The organism is Methylobacterium sp. WL8 (assembly GCF_008040045.1).
Classification (GTDB): domain Bacteria; phylum Pseudomonadota; class Alphaproteobacteria; order Rhizobiales; family Beijerinckiaceae; genus Methylobacterium; species Methylobacterium cerastii.
Genome location: NZ_VRVF01000085.1, coordinates 1 through 18,831, shown reverse-complemented (window position 1 = coordinate 18,831; position 18,831 = coordinate 1). Strand labels below are relative to the sequence as shown.

At 70.8% G+C, this 18,831-nt stretch carries 22 protein-coding genes; 6 read left to right on the top strand and 16 right to left on the bottom strand.

Annotated features, from left to right (window positions below; translation table 11 throughout):
• Positions 1 to 335: 335 nt before the first annotated feature.
• The 4 genes from FV234_RS22165 to fliL form a co-directional block, all read right to left on the bottom strand.
• A complete protein-coding gene (locus FV234_RS22165; RefSeq protein ID WP_147753239.1) occupies positions 336 to 1,085 on the bottom strand; it encodes a hypothetical protein in 750 nt (249 codons plus the stop codon).
• A gap of 128 nt (positions 1,086 to 1,213) precedes the next feature.
• Positions 1,214 to 1,717: a DUF6468 domain-containing protein gene (locus FV234_RS22160; protein WP_147763828.1), complete on the bottom strand. Its 504-nt coding sequence runs from the start codon at positions 1,715 to 1,717 to the stop codon at positions 1,214 to 1,216.
• Between the two features lie 15 nt (positions 1,718 to 1,732).
• A complete protein-coding gene (gene fliM, locus FV234_RS22155) occupies positions 1,733 to 2,947 on the bottom strand; it encodes a flagellar motor switch protein FliM (protein WP_147754318.1) in 1,215 nt (404 codons plus the stop codon).
• A 49-nt stretch (positions 2,948 to 2,996) separates the two neighbouring features.
• Positions 2,997 to 3,512 carry a flagellar basal body-associated protein FliL gene (fliL, locus tag FV234_RS22150; RefSeq protein WP_147754319.1) on the bottom strand — a complete coding sequence of 172 codons (516 nt, stop codon included), beginning with the start codon at positions 3,510 to 3,512 and terminating at the stop codon, positions 2,997 to 2,999.
• Positions 3,513 to 3,791: 279 nt separating this feature from the next.
• Between fliL and flgF the strand changes: the two genes are divergently transcribed.
• From flgF to flgH, 4 genes are read left to right on the top strand one after another with little or no spacing between them, the layout of a single operon-like run.
• Positions 3,792 to 4,532, top strand: a complete 741-nt coding sequence (gene flgF, locus FV234_RS22145) for a flagellar basal-body rod protein FlgF (RefSeq protein ID WP_147764538.1) — start codon at positions 3,792 to 3,794, stop codon at positions 4,530 to 4,532.
• A gap of 14 nt (positions 4,533 to 4,546) precedes the next feature.
• A complete protein-coding gene (gene flgG, locus FV234_RS22140) occupies positions 4,547 to 5,338 on the top strand; it encodes a flagellar basal-body rod protein FlgG (protein ID WP_147754321.1) in 792 nt (263 codons plus the stop codon).
• A 22-nt stretch (positions 5,339 to 5,360) separates the two neighbouring features.
• Complete coding sequence (gene flgA / locus FV234_RS22135) at positions 5,361 to 6,446, top strand: flagellar basal body P-ring formation chaperone FlgA (RefSeq protein WP_147831672.1); 1,086 nt, start codon at positions 5,361 to 5,363, stop codon at positions 6,444 to 6,446.
• Between the two features lie 35 nt (positions 6,447 to 6,481).
• Complete coding sequence (gene flgH, locus FV234_RS22130; RefSeq protein WP_147831670.1) at positions 6,482 to 7,252, top strand: flagellar basal body L-ring protein FlgH; 771 nt, start codon at positions 6,482 to 6,484, stop codon at positions 7,250 to 7,252.
• Positions 7,253 to 7,281: 29 nt separating this feature from the next.
• On the opposite strand, the gene FV234_RS22125 is transcribed toward flgH, so the two are convergent.
• The 9 genes from FV234_RS22125 to FV234_RS22085 form a co-directional block, all read right to left on the bottom strand.
• Complete coding sequence (locus tag FV234_RS22125; protein ID WP_246686276.1) at positions 7,282 to 7,497, bottom strand: hypothetical protein; 216 nt, start codon at positions 7,495 to 7,497, stop codon at positions 7,282 to 7,284.
• A 104-nt stretch (positions 7,498 to 7,601) separates the two neighbouring features.
• Entirely contained in the window at positions 7,602 to 8,021 is a 420-nt protein-coding gene (dksA, locus tag FV234_RS22120) for an RNA polymerase-binding protein DksA (RefSeq protein ID WP_147728054.1), read from the bottom strand.
• Positions 8,022 to 8,197: 176 nt separating this feature from the next.
• Complete coding sequence (locus FV234_RS22115; RefSeq protein WP_147831666.1) at positions 8,198 to 9,217, bottom strand: hypothetical protein; 1,020 nt, start codon at positions 9,215 to 9,217, stop codon at positions 8,198 to 8,200.
• A 4-nt stretch (positions 9,218 to 9,221) separates the two neighbouring features.
• Positions 9,222 to 10,595 carry an MBOAT family O-acyltransferase gene (locus FV234_RS22110; protein ID WP_147831676.1) on the bottom strand — a complete coding sequence of 458 codons (1,374 nt, stop codon included), beginning with the start codon at positions 10,593 to 10,595 and terminating at the stop codon, positions 9,222 to 9,224.
• A gap of 104 nt (positions 10,596 to 10,699) precedes the next feature.
• The gene (locus FV234_RS22105; RefSeq protein WP_147764534.1) at positions 10,700 to 10,936 is read right to left on the bottom strand and encodes a hypothetical protein; all 237 of its coding nucleotides are present in this window, start codon (positions 10,934 to 10,936) and stop codon (positions 10,700 to 10,702) included.
• A 102-nt stretch (positions 10,937 to 11,038) separates the two neighbouring features.
• Positions 11,039 to 11,863: a 3-methyl-2-oxobutanoate hydroxymethyltransferase gene (gene panB / locus FV234_RS22100; RefSeq protein ID WP_147831664.1), complete on the bottom strand. Its 825-nt coding sequence runs from the start codon at positions 11,861 to 11,863 to the stop codon at positions 11,039 to 11,041.
• 457 nt (positions 11,864 to 12,320) lie between these two features.
• A complete protein-coding gene (locus tag FV234_RS22095) occupies positions 12,321 to 12,926 on the bottom strand; it encodes a rhodanese-like domain-containing protein (protein WP_147831662.1) in 606 nt (201 codons plus the stop codon).
• Complete coding sequence (locus tag FV234_RS22090; protein WP_147764530.1) at positions 12,926 to 13,759, bottom strand: quinoprotein dehydrogenase-associated SoxYZ-like carrier; 834 nt, start codon at positions 13,757 to 13,759, stop codon at positions 12,926 to 12,928. The genes FV234_RS22095 and FV234_RS22090 overlap by 1 nt, the downstream gene beginning before the upstream one ends.
• Before the next feature lie 41 nt (positions 13,760 to 13,800).
• Positions 13,801 to 14,733, bottom strand: coding sequence for a quinoprotein relay system zinc metallohydrolase 2 (locus tag FV234_RS22085; RefSeq protein ID WP_147831674.1), 933 nt, complete (start codon positions 14,731 to 14,733; stop codon positions 13,801 to 13,803).
• Positions 14,734 to 14,906: 173 nt separating this feature from the next.
• Between FV234_RS22085 and FV234_RS22080 the strand changes: the two genes are divergently transcribed.
• Together FV234_RS22080 and FV234_RS22075 are read left to right on the top strand one after the other, a co-directional pair.
• Entirely contained in the window at positions 14,907 to 15,467 is a 561-nt protein-coding gene (locus tag FV234_RS22080) for a TetR/AcrR family transcriptional regulator (RefSeq protein ID WP_147752677.1), read from the top strand.
• A 156-nt stretch (positions 15,468 to 15,623) separates the two neighbouring features.
• The gene (locus FV234_RS22075) at positions 15,624 to 16,700 is read left to right on the top strand and encodes a methyl-accepting chemotaxis protein (RefSeq protein ID WP_147831660.1); all 1,077 of its coding nucleotides are present in this window, start codon (positions 15,624 to 15,626) and stop codon (positions 16,698 to 16,700) included.
• On the opposite strand, the gene queC is transcribed toward FV234_RS22075, so the two are convergent.
• From queC to cobT, 3 genes are read right to left on the bottom strand one after another with little or no spacing between them, the layout of a single operon-like run.
• Complete coding sequence (gene queC, locus FV234_RS22070; protein WP_238271915.1) at positions 16,701 to 17,405, bottom strand: 7-cyano-7-deazaguanine synthase QueC; 705 nt, start codon at positions 17,403 to 17,405, stop codon at positions 16,701 to 16,703. It abuts the gene before it with no gap.
• A complete protein-coding gene (gene queD, locus FV234_RS22065; RefSeq protein WP_147831656.1) occupies positions 17,398 to 17,754 on the bottom strand; it encodes a 6-carboxytetrahydropterin synthase QueD in 357 nt (118 codons plus the stop codon). Before queD ends, queC begins: the two co-directional genes overlap by 8 nt.
• A 4-nt stretch (positions 17,755 to 17,758) precedes the next feature.
• Positions 17,759 to 18,793 carry a nicotinate-nucleotide--dimethylbenzimidazole phosphoribosyltransferase gene (gene cobT / locus FV234_RS22060; RefSeq protein WP_147831654.1) on the bottom strand — a complete coding sequence of 345 codons (1,035 nt, stop codon included), beginning with the start codon at positions 18,791 to 18,793 and terminating at the stop codon, positions 17,759 to 17,761.
• Between the last annotated feature and the right edge of the window lie 38 nt (positions 18,794 to 18,831).

Below are 18,831 nucleotides of genomic sequence, written 5' to 3'. Positions count from 1 at the left end.
AACCTCCCCCCTCCTCCCCGCGGGCGGGGAGAGGCCCGCACGGACCTCGTCGTGCAGCCGGGAAGCGGAGGCGAAGCCGAAGCGACGGTGAGGGGGAGCTTCCGGTAGAGCCTCATTCGGCGGCGCCCCTTTCACCGTCGGCTGCCGCCTCGCTCTGCCGACGACGGGGTCGGCAAAGCCCTCTCCCCGCTGGCGGGGAGAGGGGATGGGCGCACAGCGAACCGCCAGACGCGGAGATGTGTGAATCCGGGTGCCAGCACGGGATTGGCGGCTGCACCTGACGACGCGAATCCCGACCATGGAACCGAGACGCGCGCGCAAGAAATTCGCTTGGCTCAGCGACCGCCCGGCTCGATCGCCGGCAACTCGTTCGGGCCGAGCGCTCCGCCGGCGGCGGCCTGCGGGCCGGCGACGCCGCGGGCGCGGTTGGCCAGCGCCACGGTGAGCTTCTCGGCGGCGTCCGGCTGCATCAGCGCCAGCACCTCGGCCATCTTGCGCGGGTTCATCGCCAGGACGAGCGACACCAGCACCTCCTGCCCGAGGCGGTCGAAGACGCGGGCGGCGTCCTTCGGCTTCATGGTCTCGTACATCGTCACGAGGTTCTTCAGGCCGGCCTTCTCGGCGTCGGCCTTGGCCTTGCCGGCGGTGTCCACCTTGTCCTCGGCCTGCTTGAGGTCGCCGAGGCCGGTCTCGAGCTTGCGCTCGGCCTCGCCGAGCATCTTCTCGCGCAGTTCCAGCTCGTCGCTCTTCTGCTTCAGCGCGTCGCGCCGGGCGCCCAGCTTCTCCAGCAGCGCGCGCTCCGTCAGCGAGACGGGTTCCGGCATCGGCGGCTGGGCCTGCGGCGGCTCGGGCGCCTTGGCCTCGCCCTTCGGCGCCTCCTTGGGCGTCACCGACCCGGTGGTGGTGGGGTCGAGCAGCTCGTAGCCGATGCGGGCCTTGGCGAGCACCTGCGCGAGGGCGGGCAGTTCGGGCGCGACCTGCGGCGTCTCCACGAACATCCCGACGAGCTTCAGCACCAGCAGGCCGGCGGCGGCGAGCGTGACCGCATCGATCATCCGCAGGCGCAGCGGACGGATCTGGCGCATCCGTGCCCGCGCCAGCGCGGTCAGCGCCTTCGCGTTGTTGGCTCCCCGGACGGCCTTTGCCGCGCGCGCGCCGTCGGCCGCAGCGGGCACGGTTCGCGTCGGATCGGTCCGGGCGGGGGGCCCCGCACTCATGCGGCCCGGCTCCGCACCCGATGGAGGGCGCGCTCGGTCATGGCGAGGGCGGCGGCGGCGGCGGCGCCGAGGCGTTCGCCGTTCGGGCCGTCGGAGACCGGCGCCTCGCTGGCGACGTGGAGCGCCGGACGCGTCGGTGCCGGCTCGGGGGCGGCCGGTCGGGGCGCGGCACCACGCATCTGCGTGACGATCGCGCCGATGCGGGCGATCACGCCCTCGCCGGCCTCGACCTGAGCGGCGATGTCGGCGGCGTAGCGCTCGGCGGTGCCGAGGCGCTCGGCGAGCGTCCGGTCGCACTCGTCCAGGGTGTTGCGCAGCCCCGCGATGGCGCGCTCGGCGCTGGCGGTGGCCACCATGAGGTCGCCGATGGTCTGGCGCAGCGCCGCCTCGTCGCCCTTCAACTGGACGATGCGGCGCGACAGCTTCATCGACGACACGATGGTGGCGACGAGGAGGATCGCGACGAGGCCGTCGGCGGCGAGCGTGACGAGGAGGCTCATGACCGAAAATCCATCTCAGGCGTCGCTTCGGTTGTTCATCGAGGCCTCGTAGGCCTGGAGCGTGGTGCGCGAGCGCCGCAACGGCCGCGTCACCTGCACCGCGATGCTGTCGTCGACGCGCCCGATCCGCCCCTGCGTCAGCGCCCACTCGCCGCAGCGGACCGTGATCAGGTCGCTGGGCTTGGCGTCGAACATCAGCGTGTCGCCGACCTTGAGGGCCATGACGCGCTTCAGCGGCAGCATCATCTCGTGCAGCACCGCCTCCATCGTCATGTCCGCCTGCCAGATCTCGGTGGCGAGGTGCCCCTCCCAGACGTGGTCGCGGCCGAGCTTCTCGCCCATGAAGCTCTGCATGAGCAGTTCACGGATCGGCTCGATCGTGGCGTAGGGGAACAGGATCTGGAGCAGGCCGCCGCGCCCGTCCATGTCGAGGCGCAGGCTGATCAGGATCGCGGCGTTGGCCGGGCGGGTGATCGTGGCGAAGCGCGGGTTGGTCTCGATCCGGTCGATCCCGAACTTGACCGGGGAAAGCGGCTGGAACGACAGCTCGAGGTCGCCGAGGATGATCTCGACCAGGCGCCGCACGAGCTGCATCTCGATCGTCGTGAAGGGCCGCCCGTCGAGCCGGCTCGACGTGCCGCCGCGCTTGCCCCCGAGCAGCAGGTCCAGGGTCGAGTAGGCGAGGTTCGACTCCACCGTCACCAGCCCGGAATTCTCCCAGGCGTCGGCCTTGAACACCCCGAGCAGGGTCGGCAGCGGGATGGCGTTGAGGTAGTCGCCGAAGCGGACGGAGGTGATGTTGTCGAGGGTCACCTCGACGTTGTCCTGGAAGAAGTTGCGCAGCGAGGTCGACAGCAACCGGATCATCCGGTCGAAGACGATCTCCAGCATCGGGAGGCGTTCGTACTGGACGACGCCCGAATCGACGATGGCGCGCACGCCGCCCGCGCCGGATGCGGACAGCTCGCGCAGGGAGAAGCCGACGACGTCGTCGATCTCGTCCTGGCTGAGGATGCGGTCGTTGCCGGCGAGCTCGGGAAGGTTGTCGCTCTCCCCGTCCTCGATCATCGTCGCCCACTCGGCGGCGACGTCGCTGGCGTTGCGGGTGGTGCCCTGCTCGGCGAGCGCCGCGCCCCACTCGTCGGCGAGCGACGCGTCGCCGCCTTCGGCGCCCTGCTCGATCAGGGCCGCCGACCAGTCGTCCTCCACGTTCGGGTCGTCGGGTTCCATGGCGGGCTCGGTTGGGTTGCGGCGCGGGCGGTCTCGGCGGGGTCGTCGGCTACTGGACGATCACGTCCTTGAAGAGCACCGCCTCGACCTTGGCGGGGTAGACCGCGACGTTGACCCGCTTCAGCAACTCCTCGCGGAGGCGGTACATGCCGACCGACCCGGAGATGTCGCTGCTGCGCATGTCGCGCATGTAGACCTGCAGCGCGTCCTCGACGCGGGGCATCAGCGGCTTCACCTCGTTCTCGACCTTGGCGTCCTTGAGCTCGAGTGCGATGCGGAGCTTGGCGAACTTGGCCTTGTCGGAGCCGGGCTCGGGGCTGAGGTTCATCACCATCTCGCGCACGTCGAGGAACACGGACGGCTGCTTCACCTCGGCCTTGTCGGCGGCGTGCTCGGTCTCGGCCTGCGCGGCGGCGCGCTTCTTCATCATGAAGGCGCCCCCTCCCCCGCCGAGGAGCAGCACCGCGGCGGCGGCGATGATCACGAGCTTCTTCTTGCTCTTGGGCGCCTCGGCCTCGCCGGGCGCCCCCTCGACGGCTTCCGCTTTCTTGGGCTTCTTGGCCATGAGCGGTGTTCCGTGGTCCGTCGGCTGATGGCTGGGGTACCCGCCTATCGGGTGCGGGCCGGTTCGAGCCTCCGGTATCGGCCCGCAGGGTTAACGCGGCGTTAAGTCGGCACAATCTGCCGGGTCGGCTTTGCCGACGGTCCGATCCGGTCGTGCCGCAGAAACGTCCCGCACACGGTCAACGCCCTGATCAATCACGCAAAATCCAAAAAGATCGATCTGGCACGGGGGATGCGGATATCCCCTCGCCGCCACCGCGGCACGACGGATCGAGTTCAGATGCAGAATGCCCTCCTCGTCGGCGTATCGAGCCAAATGGCGCTTCAGCGCGAGCTCGACGTCATCGCCAACAACATGGCCAACGTCTCGACCACCGGCTTCAAGGGCCGCTCGACGCGCTTCGAGGAGTACCTCATGCCGACGGCGAGCGCCGACACCTTCTCGGGCGCCGACCGCCGCCTCTCCTACGTGATCGACCAGGGCACGACCCTCGACCTCGGCCAGGGCGCGATCGAGCCGGACGGCAACCCGACCCACGTGGCGATCCAGGGCGAGGCGTTCTTCTCGGTGCAGACGCCGCAGGGCGTGCGCTTCACCCGCAACGGCGCCTTCGAGGTGAGCGCGCAGGGCAACCTCGTCACCAGCGACGGCTACGCCGTGCAGGGCGAGGGCGGACCGATCACCATCAACCCGCAGGAGACCGGCCTCTCGATCGGGCAGGACGGCACGGTCTCGACCAACCTCGGCGTCCGCGGCCGGGTGAAGCTCGTGACCTTCGCCAACCCGCAGAGCCTGAGCAACGCCGGCGCCAACCTCTACGCCTCGACCGCGCAGCCGCAGCCCGCGGGCATCAAGGGCCGCCTCGAATCGGGGGCGCTGGAGAAGTCCAACGTCAAGCCGGTGCTCGAGATGACCCGGCTGATGGACGTCAACCGGACCTACGCGATGGTGTCCAGCGTGATCACGCGGCTCGACGATCTGCGGGGCACGGCGATCCGCCGCCTCGCCGACGTCGCCTGACCGGGAGTTAGACGATGCGCGCGCTCTACGCCGCCGCCACAGGCATGGCGGCCCAGGAACTCAACGTCCAGGTCATCTCGAACAACATCGCCAACCTTCGCACCACCGGGTACAAGCGCCAGCAGCCGCACTTCCAGGATCTGCTCTACCAGAACCTGCGCCGCGCCGGCGCCTCGACCTCGGACCAGAACACGCAGCTGCCGGCGGGCCTCGCCATCGGCTCGGGCGTGAAGACGGTGTCGACCGCCCGCATCATGTCGCAGGGCACGCTGACCTCGACGGAGAAGGACTACGACGTCGCGATCCGCGGCGAGGGCTTCTTCCGGGTGACGATGCCGGACGGCCGTACCGCCTACAGCCGCGACGGCTCGTTCGACCTGTCGGCGCAGGGGCAGCTCGTGACCCGCGACGGCTATCTCGTCGATCCCGGCGTCACCGTGCCGAACACCGCCACCGCCGTCACCATCAGCGCCACCGGCGCCGTGCAGGCGACGCTGCCGGGGCAGACCGCGCCGCAATCGCTCGGCCAGTTCCAGCTCGCCCGCTTCGTCAACAAGACCGGCCTCGAGTCGATCGGCGACAACTTGTTCATCGAGACCGCGGCCTCCGGCCCGGCGGTCGCCGGGCTGCCCGGCGGCGAGGGCTTCGGCAACCTCCAGCAATCCTACCTGGAGGAGGCGAACGTGAACGCCGTCACCGAGATCTCCTCCCTGATCGCGGCCCAGCGCGCCTACGAGATGAACTCGAAGGTCGTGACCGCCGCCGACCAGATGCTCTCCACCACCTCGCAGATGTTCCGCAGCTAGCGCCGCCCGGAGCCCGACGGTCATGTCCCATTCCTTCGCCTACGACGAACCGAGCCGCGAGGCCGACCTGCGGCCGATCACGCGCCGCGTCGCCCTGCGCACCGCACCGCTCGGCCTGCCCGTGCTGGTGCGCGCCGCGCTCGCCTTCCTCGCGCTGGCCATGCTCGGCGCCTACACCCTGCCGGCGCTCGCCGACGAGCCGATGCGCCTGCGCGGCGACGTCACCGCCCGCGGCGATGTCCTCACCCTCGAAGACCTCGTCGAGGGCGCGCCCGCGTCGGCGGCCAAGCGCCCGCTGTTCCGGGCGCCGGCGCTGGGCGCCACCGGCACGATCCAGGCGCGCCGCATCGCCGAGGCGGTGGCGGCCCTGAACCTCGGCGCCGTCGAGACCGGCGGCCGGCTCCAGGTGGCCGTGCAGCGCGCCGCCCGGCGGGTCGGCGCGCAGGAGATCGAGGCGGCGCTCCGCCGTGCCCTCCAGACCGCCTACGGCGTCGACGAGAAGTCGGTGAGCGTGCGCCTCGACGGCGACGGACCGATGCTGCTGGCCCCGATCGACCTCGACGGCCAGATCGTCGCCCTCGACCTCAACTACGATCCGCGCTCGCGCCGCGTCGGCGGACTGATGACGCTGGGCGAGCGCCAGGCCTCGCTGCGGGTGACCGGCGTGGTCATCGAGATGCGCGACGTGGCGATCGTCAACCGCACGCTCAACCGCGGCGAGCCGGTCACCGCCGCCGACCTGACCATCGAGCGCCGCCCGCGCGAGGGCGCGCCCTCGGACGCGCTCGCCTCGGGCGCGACGCTGGTCGGCGAGGTCGCGCAGCGCACGCTGAGCCAAGGCGCGGTCCTGCGGAACGGCGACACCGCCCCGCCGGAACTCGTCGCCCGCGGCGAGGCCGTGACCATCGTCTACGAATCGCCCGGCATCAGCCTGGCGATGCGGGGCCAGGCGACCGACGCGGGCCGCATGGGCGCCACCGTCAACGTCATCAACATGGCCTCGAAGAAGGTCCTCCAGGCGGTGGTGATCGGTCCGGGCCGCGTCTCGGTCGGCCCCGCACCGCTCCAGCGGCAGGCGAGCGCCGAAGCGCCGACCTCCGTCCGCTGACCGCCATCCTCGACAATCCAGGCAGAGCCGATCCGATGCGTCATCTCCCGCGCCGCCGCTTCCTGCGCCAGCCCCTGCCGCTCGCCGCCGCGCTCGTCGCCTGCGCCGGCCTCGGGGCCTGCAACACCGTCGACCGGCTCTCGAACGTCGGGGCGCAGCCGGCGCTCTCGGCGATCGAGGACCCGACCGCCCAGGCCGGCTACAAGCCCGTCCGCCTGCCGATGCCCGACGTGCAGCCGGTCTCGTATGCGCCGAACTCCCTGTGGCGCACCGGCTCGCGCGCCTTCTTCAAGGACCAGCGCGCCGCGCGGATCGGCGACCTCGTCACCGTGAAGGTGAACGTCACCGACCAGGCCAACATCTCCAACGAGACCAAGCGCTCGCGCAGCAACACCGAGAACTTCGGCCTGCCGAACGTCGGCGGCCTGGAGAAGAACGCCGCGGTGCTCGCCGCCGGCGTCTCGCCCGACAAGCTGCTCGCCGCCACGTCCAGCTCCTCCAACGACGGCGTCGGGTCGGTCCAGCGCAACGAGACCGTGTCGACCAACGTCGCCGCGATCGTCACGCAGGTTCTGCCGAACGGCAACCTCGTGGTCGAGGGCAAGCAGGAGATCCGGATCAACTTCGAGGTGCGCGAACTCGTCGTGGCCGGCGTTGTCCGCCCGGAGGACATCGAGTCGGACAACACCATCGAGTCGACGAAGATCGCGCAGGCCCGCATCGCCTATGGCGGCCGCGGCCAGATCACCGACGTCCAACAGCCGCGCTACGGCCAGCAGATCGTCGACATCCTGCTGCCGTTCTGATCGCCAGCAAGACGATCAGGTGGGCTCGATCATGTGTGCTCGGTGCCGGGCCGGTTGGGGCGCGGCGCCTCGCCATGGTTCGCGACGAAGGCGGAGCGGCTGGGGTCGTGCTTCTTCTGCGCGACGCGCGTGCGCTGCCAGACGGCGATCACCGTCGCGACCACGATGGTCCCGATGGCGAGGACCGGAATCAGAACATCGTTGCTCATGGAGGTGCCTTCCGATGATGTCATCGGATCAAGCACCGTCGAGCCCGTCGGTTCCAGGGCTCGACGTCGCATCTCGGGCAGTCCGGACCAGTCGAGACGGCGCTGTTACTGGACAAACCGATGCCGCATCGCAACAAAACTCAGTCGTCGCGGTAGACGCGCTCGCGGCGTTCGTGGCGCTCCTGCGCCTCCAGCGACAGCGTCGCGATCGGTCGTGCATCGAGCCGGCGCAGCGAGATCGGCTCGCCGGTCTCCTCGCAATAGCCGTAGGACCGGTCCTCGATCCGTGCCAGCGCCGCGTCGATCTTGCCGGTGAGCTTGCGCTGCCGGTCGCGGGCCCGCAGCTCGATCGCCCGGTCGGTCTCCGAGGAGGCGCGGTCCGCGAGGTCGGGGTGGTTCTCGTTCTCGCTCTGCAACGCAACGAGGGTGTCCTGCGCCTCGCGCAGGATGTCGCTCTTCCAGCCGAGCAGCTTGCGCCGAAAATACTCGCGCTGACGCTCGTTCATGAAGGGCTCGTCGTCGGACGGAACGTAGCCGTCCTCCAGCGTCACCTTCGCCATTCGTCGCCCTTCCATAGTCCCGTACGGCCGGTCCGCGGCGATCATTGCCTGCCGTATAGTCGAGGTGGATTGCTGCTACAACGCACCCACGTGCCGACGTCCGCACCTGCACGCGCTGCGCCAATTGATGCGGCAAAGACGCCACGGTGCGCGGCGACGAATCGAGATTGATGTGCTCAACCCGGGATCGCCGGCCGAGCCCGCAGGCGATTGACTGCCGCGGCGATGGCGTCGGCGAGCGGCCGGGCGACCGGGAGCCGGTAATGGCTCTGGTCGAAGAACAGCGCGTCGTCGTGCGATTCGGGGGTGTCGCGGCGCTCGTCGAGCATGGCGCTGCGCGGGTGCGACGCCAGCGCCGCCGCGATCGCGGCCTTGCAGGCCTGCTCGGCTGCGGCGCGGCGCGTGCCCGGCCGCGGCAGGGCGGAGGCGTGGATGGGCGGGAACACCATCACGACCGGCGTCTCCGCCGGGACGCGGGCGAGGATCGTGGCAAGCCGCGCGGCCGCGGGGAACGGGCCGGCCCTGTGCGGCTCGGGCGTGTCCGGCGTCGCCGCCCCCGCGCCGGGCGCCGGGCGCGCGTCGCCGGCGAAGCCGAGCTTGAGGTAATCCGGCTCGTAGTTCCACCAGCCGTCGGCGGGGGCGACGGGACGCGCCCGGCGTAGCAGCCATCCGATCCGGCCGACGACCTCCTGCGCCACGTTGAAGCGCAGCAGGCCGAGCGCGTAGGCGACGGGGTCGCGCTCCAGCAGCCAGAACGGGAACGGCTTGCCCGGCGGCAGCGCCGGGTCGTCGGTGCACCAGAAGTCGTCGGCCGCCATCACCAGGGCTGCCGGCGTGGGATGGTGGCGCAGGTACCAGTCGAGGATCAGCAGCTGCTCGCCCGGTCCGGTCGCGGGCACGGAGAGCTGCACGAACGGGATGCTGGTAGCGGCCGCAAGGCGAGCGGGCTCGACGAGCTGGATGTGCGAGTTGCCGAGGATCGCACCTGAAAACGCCGGGTCGCGCCCGCGGACGGCCAGAGCCGTGCGTGGCCCCTGCGGCCGGACGGCGCCGACGGAGAACAGCCGCGACCGCCCGCTGTCGTAGGGGTCGATCGCGACGGCGAGCGCGAGGTAGCCGGACAGGATCGCGACCGCCGCGATCACGGCGGTGCGGGCGAAGGCGGACCAGGCCGTGGCAGGCGACGGGCTGCGCATCGGCTCAGAACTGGAAGTAGATGAAGTCGTAGTTGCCGTCGTCGCCGATCTTCAGCAGCACGACGACGAAGAGCAGCGCGAAGGCGGCGGCGATCAGCCGGCTCGGCGGCAGGCGGTGGACCGCCGCCCAGGCGCTCGGCCCGACCGTCGCCACGGCGGCCGCCACCGCGATCGTCCGCCACTTGAAGCCGGTGCCGGCGGGGCCGAGGCCGAACAGGCCCTTGAACACGATCAGCGCCGCCTCGAAGCTGGTGGCGCGGAACAGCACCCAGGTCAGCGCGACGAAGAGGAAGGTCAGCGTCCAACCGACCACGCCCGGCATCCGCAGGCTCGCCCGGCGGAAAAGGATGCCCGCGCCGAGGCCGGCCCCGTGCAGCGCCCCCCAGGCGACGAAGGTCAGCCCGGCCCCGTGCCAGAGGCCGCCCAGCGTCATCGTGGCGAACAGGGCGCCGACCTGGATCGCGAGGCCGCGGCGGTTGCCGCCGAGCGGGATGTAGAGGTAGTCGCGCAGGAACCGCGACAGGGTCATGTGCCAGCGCCGCCAGAACTCGCGCAGCGACGCCGACCGGTACGGCACGTCGAAGTTCTGCGGCAGCACCAGCCCGAACAGCAGCGCGATGCCGAGCGCCATGTCGGTGTAGCCGGAGAAGTCGAAGTAGATCTGGAAGGTGAACCCCAGGGTCGCCTGCCAAGCCTCCGCCATCGTCACCGCCTTGCCAGCGGCGGCGGCCTGGAACACCGGGTTGACGTAGCCGGCGAGCGGATCGCCGAAGAACACCTTCTTCGACAGGCCGACGACGAGCAGCATCAGGCCGCGCCCGATCCGCTCCGCCGCGTCCGGGCGCGCGTAGGGGCGCTCGTCGAACTGGTGCATGATCTCGCTCCAGCGCACAAGCGGGCCGGCGAGAACCTGCGGGAAGAAGGCGATGTAGAGCGCGTACTTGGTCAGCCCGAAGGCGGGCGCGCGGCCGGCCCGCAGGTCGGTCAGGTACATGATGTGGTGGAAGGTGAAGAACGAGATCCCCAGTGGCAGCACCCAGCCGAGCCGCGGTGCCTCGACGCCTGGAACCAGGCTGGCGAGGTCGGCGAAGAAGTCGAGGTACTTGAACAGCGCCAGCACGGCGAGGTTGGCGGCGATCGCCGCCGGGATCAGCCAACGGACCGGCGCCCGGACGAAGGCGCGGGCGACGAGCCAGTTCGCCAGGATCGAGCCGAGCAGCAGCGGCACGAACCGCACGTCCCACCAGCCGTAGAACACGAACGACAGCAGCACGAGCAGCGGCAGCCGCCAGCCCGGCCGACGACGCTCGACGAGGGCGTGCAGCGCGAGCGCCGCAGGGAGGAAGACGAGGAGGAAGACGAAGGAGTTGAACAGCATCGGCCAGGGCGGCGCGGCGGGGGACACCGCGACGGGCGGTCGTGCCGTCGGGCGGCCGCCTTGTCGGGGATCGGCCGGATCGCGTCAATCGATGCGGCGGCGCCTCAAGCCCCCGGACGGGTCGCGAGGTCGAGGGTGGTGGCCGTTCCGACCAGCACGGCGCGGATGCGGCTGTCGAGGCTGTCGGTGAGTTGGTCGACCCGCAGGTGCACCGTGCTTCCGGAATCCGAGCCCGTGACCCACAGGTCGTAGTTGAGCCCCTCGCGCCGGAGATGGCTGAGCAGCCGCTCCGATCCGATGCGAACGGCCTCGTTGTTCAGGGTGATGCAGCGCGCGTCCATGCCGTCTCCGATTGATCCGGAGAGTAACGCACGAACAGGGCCTATCGATCGCTCGGTAGGCGCTACCGAGGATTAAAGTCATCGACAGCGTGAACGACGCCCTCAGCGCGCAGCATAGGTGTGGTCTGCGGCGGGAAAGCGTCCGGAGCGGACTTCGTCGGCGTAGGTGCGCACCGCCTCCTCGATGTGGGCGCGCAGCGAGCCGAAGCTCTTCACGAACTTCGGCGCCTTGTCGCTCAAACCGAGCATGTCCTCGAGCACCAGGATCTGGCCGTCGCAGGCCGCGGACGCGCCGATGCCGATCGTCGGGGCGGTCACCGTCGGCGACAGCGCGATGGCGTTGGCCACGGGCTCGACGATGCCCTCCAGCACGATCGCGAACGCGCCGGCCTCGCTGATCGCGCGGGCATCCTCCATCAGAATGCGCTCGCCGTCCGGCCCACGGCCCTGCACGCGAAAGCCGCCCATGGTGTTCGCCGATTGCGGCGTCAGGCCGATATGGCCCATCACGGGGATGCCGCGCTGGGTCAGGAACGCGACGGTGTCGGCGAATCGCGCGCCGCCCTCCATCTTGATCGCGCCGGCGCCGGTCTCCTTCAGCACACGCGCGGCGTTCAGGAAGGCCTGCTCGCGCGAGGCCTCGTAGGACCCGAACGGCATGTCGACGACCACGAGGGCCTGGGAGGTGCCGCGGATCACCGCCTGAGCCTGGAGGATCATCATCTCCAGGGTGACCGGCAGGGTCGATTCCATGCCGTGCATCACCATGCCGAGCGAGTCGCCGACCAGGATGAAGTCGCAATACGGATCGAGGATGCTGGCGGTGTGGGCATGGTAGGCGGTGAGCGCGATGATCTTGCGCCCTTCGGCCTTCCGCTTGGCGAGATCCACCGCCATCACGCGCCGCGATTGCACGACCTGCGACATGGCCTCGAACTCCGTTTGTCTTGGCGCGGCCGTCGGGAACGGTCCGGAACGCGATGCAGATCGGGAACGCCTGCACGTCCCTCATATAGGCTGCCGCGCGACAGGAATCCCGCTCGCGGTGCTCTTCGACCGGCTCACGCGTTCACACATCGCGGCGGATGAAGCGGGGGGGTCCCCTCTCCCCGCCCGCGGGGAGAGGCCCGGCTGCACCTCGTCGTGCAGCCGGGAAGCGAGAGGCGAAGCCGAAGCGGCGGTGAGGGGGAGGTGCCGGATGGGGCTCTTGCGTCGGGTCCCCCTCACCTTCGGCTGCCGCCTCGCTTTGTCGACGACACGGTCGACAAAGCCCTCTCGCCGCGTGCGGGGAAAGGGGATGCGCGCCTGCCAAGCCGACCGTTACGGGGATGCGTCAGAACGATCGGGCTCCATCGAATCGGCGCCGCGTCGTGATCTCCGCGGTTCAGCGGGCGGACGACCGCTCCCCTGCCGCAGGGTCGGCCGCCCATTCCGCATCCTGCCGGATCACAGCGGTGTCGTGCTTGTCCTGCCAGCCCTCGATGCCGTCGGGGAACCAGTGCACGGCGGTGTAGCCCTGCTGGACCAGGCGCTTGCCGGCGTTCCAGCTGCCCCAGCAATCGGGATGGCAGAAGGTGACGATGGGCTTCCCCTTGTCGCCGCCGGTCAGCGCCGCGACCCGCTTCAGGAACAACGCCTCGCGTTCGGCCGCGAGCGGTGCCGCGCCCGCGTTCGGCATCCAGACGGCACCGGGCACGGAGCGGTGGGCCGGCAGCCAGGGCCGGTCGGCCGGGAAGTTCGCCGGCTTGCGGTCGGCGAGCGCGACGTCGATCAGCACCGGCGCCTTCGCCATGAGCGCGTCGAGTCCGGCGATGTCGACCACGACGGCACCGCTCAAGGTCTTGGGGGTGTAGCCCTGCTGCACGCCCTCGTGCAGGCCCGCCGGCTCCGGCACGTCCACCGGCGAGTCGGCCGGCGCGGCCGCGAGGAATCCCGCGGCCAGAAACACCGTGGCGAGGCGGATCAGGCGATGGTCCCGGCCCGCGCGCATCAGTTGCTCGGGCTCGGCGCGTTGAAGCTGTGCTCCCAGCTGCCGCCCTGGCTGTCGGAGGCCGCGACCTTGATCGGCTTGCCCGGCTCCGGCACCAGACCGAAGTTGATCACCGGGTTCGAGGCGATCGAGATGTCCCCGTCCATGGTGAAGACCACCTTGTCGCCGGCGGTGACGACGAGCTTGTTGATGTAGCGTGCCGGCGTGTAGTCGCGGGTCACCTGGTTCATCTGCATGCCCGAGAAGTTCGGGTGGCGGATCATCAGCGTCGCCTCGATCGGCTTGCCGGCCTGCGCCTCGCCCGAGAACTTCATCCGCATGTCGCCCATGCCCTTCATCGCCTCCTCGTCGCTCATGCCCATCGGGGCCGAGCAGCCCCCGGAGGCCTTCACGAACTTCACCGCCTCGTAGAGGCCGCCGTCCTTCGTCTCGGCGACGGCGTGGACGTTGGTGTAGTTGTTGACGCGCACCCGGAGCTTCAACTCGCTCGGGTCGCCGGCCGGGCCGAAGGTGAAGTGCGCGGCATAGGGCGACGGGTTGTCGTCGATGACGAAGTGCACCGCCTTGATCTTGTCCTTCTCGGGCATGGTCAGGGTGATCGGCACCAGCGCCGCGTCCATCGCGCGGTTCGGCGCGTCGATCTGGATCAGCGTATCGGTCGGCTGGATCTTGCGGTCGCCGAACACCGACTTGGCGATCTCCTGCCAGCGCGCCGTGCGCTCGGCGTCGGTGTCCGAGGCGCCGGCCGCCAGGACCGGCCCACGGACGGCGGGGCCGGCGAGGATGGCGACCGACAGGCCGAGGCTCAGGATCAAAGAAAGGGCGGGCTTCATGGCGTTCCTCCGGTCGGATGAGAGATAAATCGGCTCGAGCCTCATTCCCACTCGAGCTCCTTGTAGGCCTCGGTGACGTTGCGGCCGTTGTAGCTGTCGAACAGGTCCCACTGTCCGCGCTCGGATTGCGCGACGGTCCGGACCGCCTTCTCGATCGACACGTCGGCGGCGATGGCCTTGCGGGTCTCGTCGCGCAGCGTGGTCAGGTAGCGGGACAGCGCGTCGAGGCCGGGCGCCAGATCGACGGAGACCGGGCCGTGGCCGGGGACGGCGCGGGTCGCGCCCGAGGCCCGCAGGCCCTCGACCTCCTTCAGCCAGCCGTTGAGGTTGCCGTCGAGCGACGGGATGCGCCCGACCGAGAGAAGGTCGCCGGTGAACAGTAGGCCGCTGGCGCTGTCGACCATCGAGAGGTCGCACGAGGTGTGCGCGGTCGCATGCGCGGTGAAGCGCAGTTTGCGGTCGCCGAGGTCGACCTCGGCGCCGTCCTTCACCTCCTGCGTCGGGTAGACGACGCTGCCAGCCTTGTCGGCGCCGAGGATGTCGACCAGGCGCTGGCGATAGTAGTCGCCCCGCGCGTCGAGGGCTTCGCGCAGGCGCGCATGGCCGATGACGTTGGGCTTGTCGGCCATGAAGGCGGCGGCGCCGAAGCAATGGTCGGGGTGGACGTGCGTGATGACCACGTGCCGGATCGGCTTCGACGTGCGCTTCACGATCTCGGCGCGAAGCCATTGCCCGTCGGCGAGGCTGCCGCCGGATTCGGTGACGAGCACGCCGTCCCTGCCGACGACGAAGCCGATGTTGGCGATGGCGTCGTCGTTCTCGGGCGTCGCGTCGGCGTTCGGCCCGCGGCGCATGAAGATGCCGGGGCCGACCTCCTCCATCGCGAAGGAGTCGGCGGAGAACCCCGGCTTCGGCAGGCAGCACAGGCAGAACCCGCCGAACAAGGCGGCGCGGCGCGACAGCACGGCCTTCATCGGGCGCACCCTTCGCGGCTCGCTTCGGCGTGGCGCTGGACCGTTCCCGGCATGCCGGTCTCCCTGAATTATTCTTCCAACCATCTAGTAGGTAGATTTCTCGGTCGTCAAGTGGCAAGACGGCGGGAGGCGCCGGCCGGCGGCGCGCTTTCGACACGGCGTTCGACCCCACGATGCGAGACACCCGCACCGAGTTGCTGATCCAGGCCGAGACGCTGGTGCGCGGGCGCGGCTGGTCGGGCTTCAGCTACGCCGACCTCGCCGAGGCGGTCGGCATCCGCAAGGCCAGCATCCACCATCACTTCCGCACCAAGGACGACCTCGGCGCGGCGCTGGTGGCGGCCTACGGCGAGCGCTACGACGCGGCGTTGGCCGAGATCCTGAGCGCGCACCCGGCCGGGATCGACCGGATCGCGGCCTACGGGCGGCTCTACCTCGGCGGCGTCGAGCAGGGCCTCGGCTGCCTGTGCGCGGCGCTGGCCACCGAGGGGGACGCGCTGCCCGAACGCCTGCGCGCCGACGTCGTCGCGTTCTTCGCCCGCCACGTGTCCTGGCTGGAGCAGGTGTTTCGCGACGGCGCGGCGGACGGAAGCATCCGCCCCGACCTCGATCCCGCGACTCACGCCCGGCTGGTGGTGGCGACGCTCGAAGGGGCTCTTCTGCTGGAACGCCTGCTCGGCGGGCCGGACGCTTTTGCCGGAACGCTGACGGCGCTCACCGAGCGCCTGCGCTGACGCGAATGCCGATCGCGCGCTCGACGAAGTCGGCGCGGAGCCGGCCATACCGTGCCCGTCGCCGGCCATGACGGCCGAGACGCCCCGCAGATTCAAGTCTTCTTTACCATGCAAGGACAGGCATAAAATCACGTCGTCCGATGTGAGCCGAACCCGATGTCCGTTGCCGCCTCGAAGATCGTCGGCCCACAGCGAACCGAGCCCGCCGCGTCGGCTCCGACGCTCGCAACGATTTCGGCGCTGACCGCAGGCGTCGGCCGGGTCGCGCACGAGAAGATCGGCCGCATCCACCAGATCACCGCGCAGGCCAAGATTTTGGCGCTGAACGCGCTGATCGAGGCCGCCCACGCCGGGGAGCACGGCAGGGGGTTCTCCGTGGTGGCGCAGGAGGTCCGCGGGATCGGCGCCGAGATCGAGGCCCTCGCCCGCGAATTGGAGACGCAGCTTTCGGGGCATATCGACGAGCTCGGTCGCACCGTCGGGGCGATGGCCGTCCAGGCGCGGGGTGAGCGCATGGTCGACCTCGCGCTGAACGCGATCGAGCTGACCGACCGCAACCTCTACGAACGCACCTGCGACGTGCGCTGGTGGGCGACGGACGCCGCCGTGGTCGCCTGCGTCGCCGAGCCCGACCCGGCCGCGGCGGCGCATGCCGGGCAGCGCCTCGGCGTGATCCTCTCGGCCTACACGGTCTACCTCGACCTCTGGGTGTGCAACCGGCACGGCCGCATCCTCGCCGTCGGGAGGCCGGACCGCTATCCCGACGCCCGCGGCGCCAGCGTCGCGAACGAGCCGTGGTTCCGCAAGGCCCTCGCCCTGCCCGACGGCGACGCCTACCTCGCCGGCAACGTGCGCCGCGAGCCGCGCCTCGGCGGCGCGCAGGTGGCGACCTACTGCGCGAGCATCCGCGACGGCGGCCGGGCCGACGGCGCCCCAATCGGCGTGCTGGCGATCCATTTCGACTGGGAGCCGCAGGCGCGCGCGATCGTGGCCGGCATCCGGGTCTCGCCGCAGGATCGCGCCCGCACGCGGGTGCTGCTGGTGGACGCGGACCGCCGGGTGCTCGCCGCCTCCGACGAGCGCGGCGTCCTCACCGAGACCCTGGCGTTCGATCCGAAGGGCGGCGCCAGCGGCGTCGCGCACGGCGCGTCCGTGACGGCCTTCCACCGCACCCCCGGCTACGAGACCTACGAAGGCCTCGGCTGGTACGGCGTCATCGTCCAGTCCGTGTGATCAGGGCGCGTCGGCCACGAACCGCGCATAGCCCGAGGCCCGCAGCGCGCAGGCCGGGCAGGTGCCGCAGCCGTAGCCCCAGGCGTGGCGCGCTCCGCGCTCGCCGAGGTAGCAGGTGTGGCTGTCCTCGACGATGAGGTCGACCAGCGCCCGCCCGCCCAGGCGCTCGGCCATGCGCCAGGTCTCGGCCTTGTCGAGCCACATCAACGGGGTGTGCAGCACGAAGCGCCGCTCCATGCCGAGGTTCAGCGCCACCTGCAGCGCCTTGATGGTGTCGTCGCGGCAATCCGGGTAGCCGGAATAGTCGGTCTCGCACATGCCGCCGACGACGTGGCGCAGGCCCCGGCGGTAGGCGAGCGCGGCGGCGAAGGTGAGGAAGACGAGGTTGCGGCCGGGCACGAAGGTGTTCGGCAACCCGCCGGCCTCGAACCCGATCGCCGTCTCGCGGGTCAGCGCCGTCTCCGAGACCTGGCCCAGGGCGTCCAGCGCCAGGGTGTGGTCTTCGCCGAGCCGTTCGGCCCAGTCCGGGCGGATGCGCACGAGGCCGTAGCGCAGCGTCGCGCGCCCGTCGAGTTCGATCCGGTGGCGCTGGCCGTAATCGAAGCCCAGCGTCTCGACGTGGGCGTAGCGGTCGAGCGCCCAGGCGAGGCAGGTCGCGGAATCCTGCCCGCCCGAGAACAGCACCAGCGCGCGGTCGTCAGTCACCCGCATACTCCGCCCAGGACATCGGCGTCTCGAACACCTTCACCGCGGAGAGCCCCGGCAGGCCCTCCTTCGTGCGCTGCCAGATCCACGCCGCGATGTTCTCGGCGGTCGGGTTCTCGAGCCCCGCGACCTCGTTGAGGCAATAATGGTCGAGCTGGAGCAGCACCGGCGCGAAGATCGCCTCCATGTCGAAGAAGTCCACCACCCAGCCGGTGCGCGGGTCGACCGGGCCGGAGACCGTCAGCTCGACGCGATAGGAATGCCCGTGCATCCGGTGGCAGCGATGGGTCTCGGGGACGTTCGGCAGGCGGTGGGCCGCCTCGAAGGTGAAGGCCTGGGTGATCTTCATGGCCCTACTCCCCCGAACCCGAATGGCCCTTGTCCGACACGCCGGCCTGCTCGAACGTCGCCATGTCGCGATGGCAGGCGAGCGCGCCCTTGAGCAGGCCCATCGCCATGCCGGCGCCCGAGCCTTCGCCGAGCCGCATACCCAGCGCCAGCAGCGGCACCAGCCCGAGCCGGTCCAGCACCTCGGCGTGGGCGCCTTCGGCCGAAACGTGGCCGGCGAGGCAATGGTCGAGCGCGCGCGGGTCGAGCGCGTGCAGCACCGCGGCGGCGGCGGTGGCGACGTAGCCGTCGAGCACCACCGGCACGCGCTGCAGCCGCGCGGCGAGGATCGCGCCGGCCATCGCCGCGACCTCGCGGCCGCCGAGCCGCCGCAGGATCTCGAGCGGATCGTCGAGATGCCCGGCATGGTGGGCGAGCGCCGCCTCCACCGCGGCCACCTTCCGCACGACGCCGGCATCGTCCAGGCCGGTGCCGCGCCCGACCCAATGCGCGGGCTCGCCACCGAACAGGGCGGCGTAGAGCGCGGCCGCGATCGTGGTGTTGCCGATGCCCATCTCGCCGATGCCGACGCAATCGGTGCCGGCGGCGACTGCCTCCATGCCGAAGGCCATGGTCGCGACGGTGGCCTTCTCGTCGAGGGCGGGAGCCTCGGTGATGTCGCCGGTGGGCAGGTCGATGGCGAGGTCGAACACCTTGAAGCCGAGGCCGTAGGCGGCGCAGATCTGGTTGATCGCCCCGCCGCCCGCGGCGAAGTTCTCGAGCATCTGGCGGTTCACCGCATCGGGAAAGGCCGAGACGCCGCGCTTCGTCACCCCGTGGCTGCCAGCGAAGACGCAGACCAGCGGCCGGTCCAGCGTCGGCATCGGTTTGCCCTGCCAGGCGCCGAGCCAGGCGACGAGCTGCTCCATCCGCCCCAGCGCTCCGGCGGGCTTCGTGAGGCGCGCCTCGCGCGCGGCGATCGCGCCGGTGGCCTCCCAGTCGGGGCCGGGCATCGTCTCGATCAGGCGGCGGATATCCGCGAACGGGCTCGGGTCGGTCATCGGGTCCGAAGGATTGTTGTGGGCGGGCCGTCCGCGGG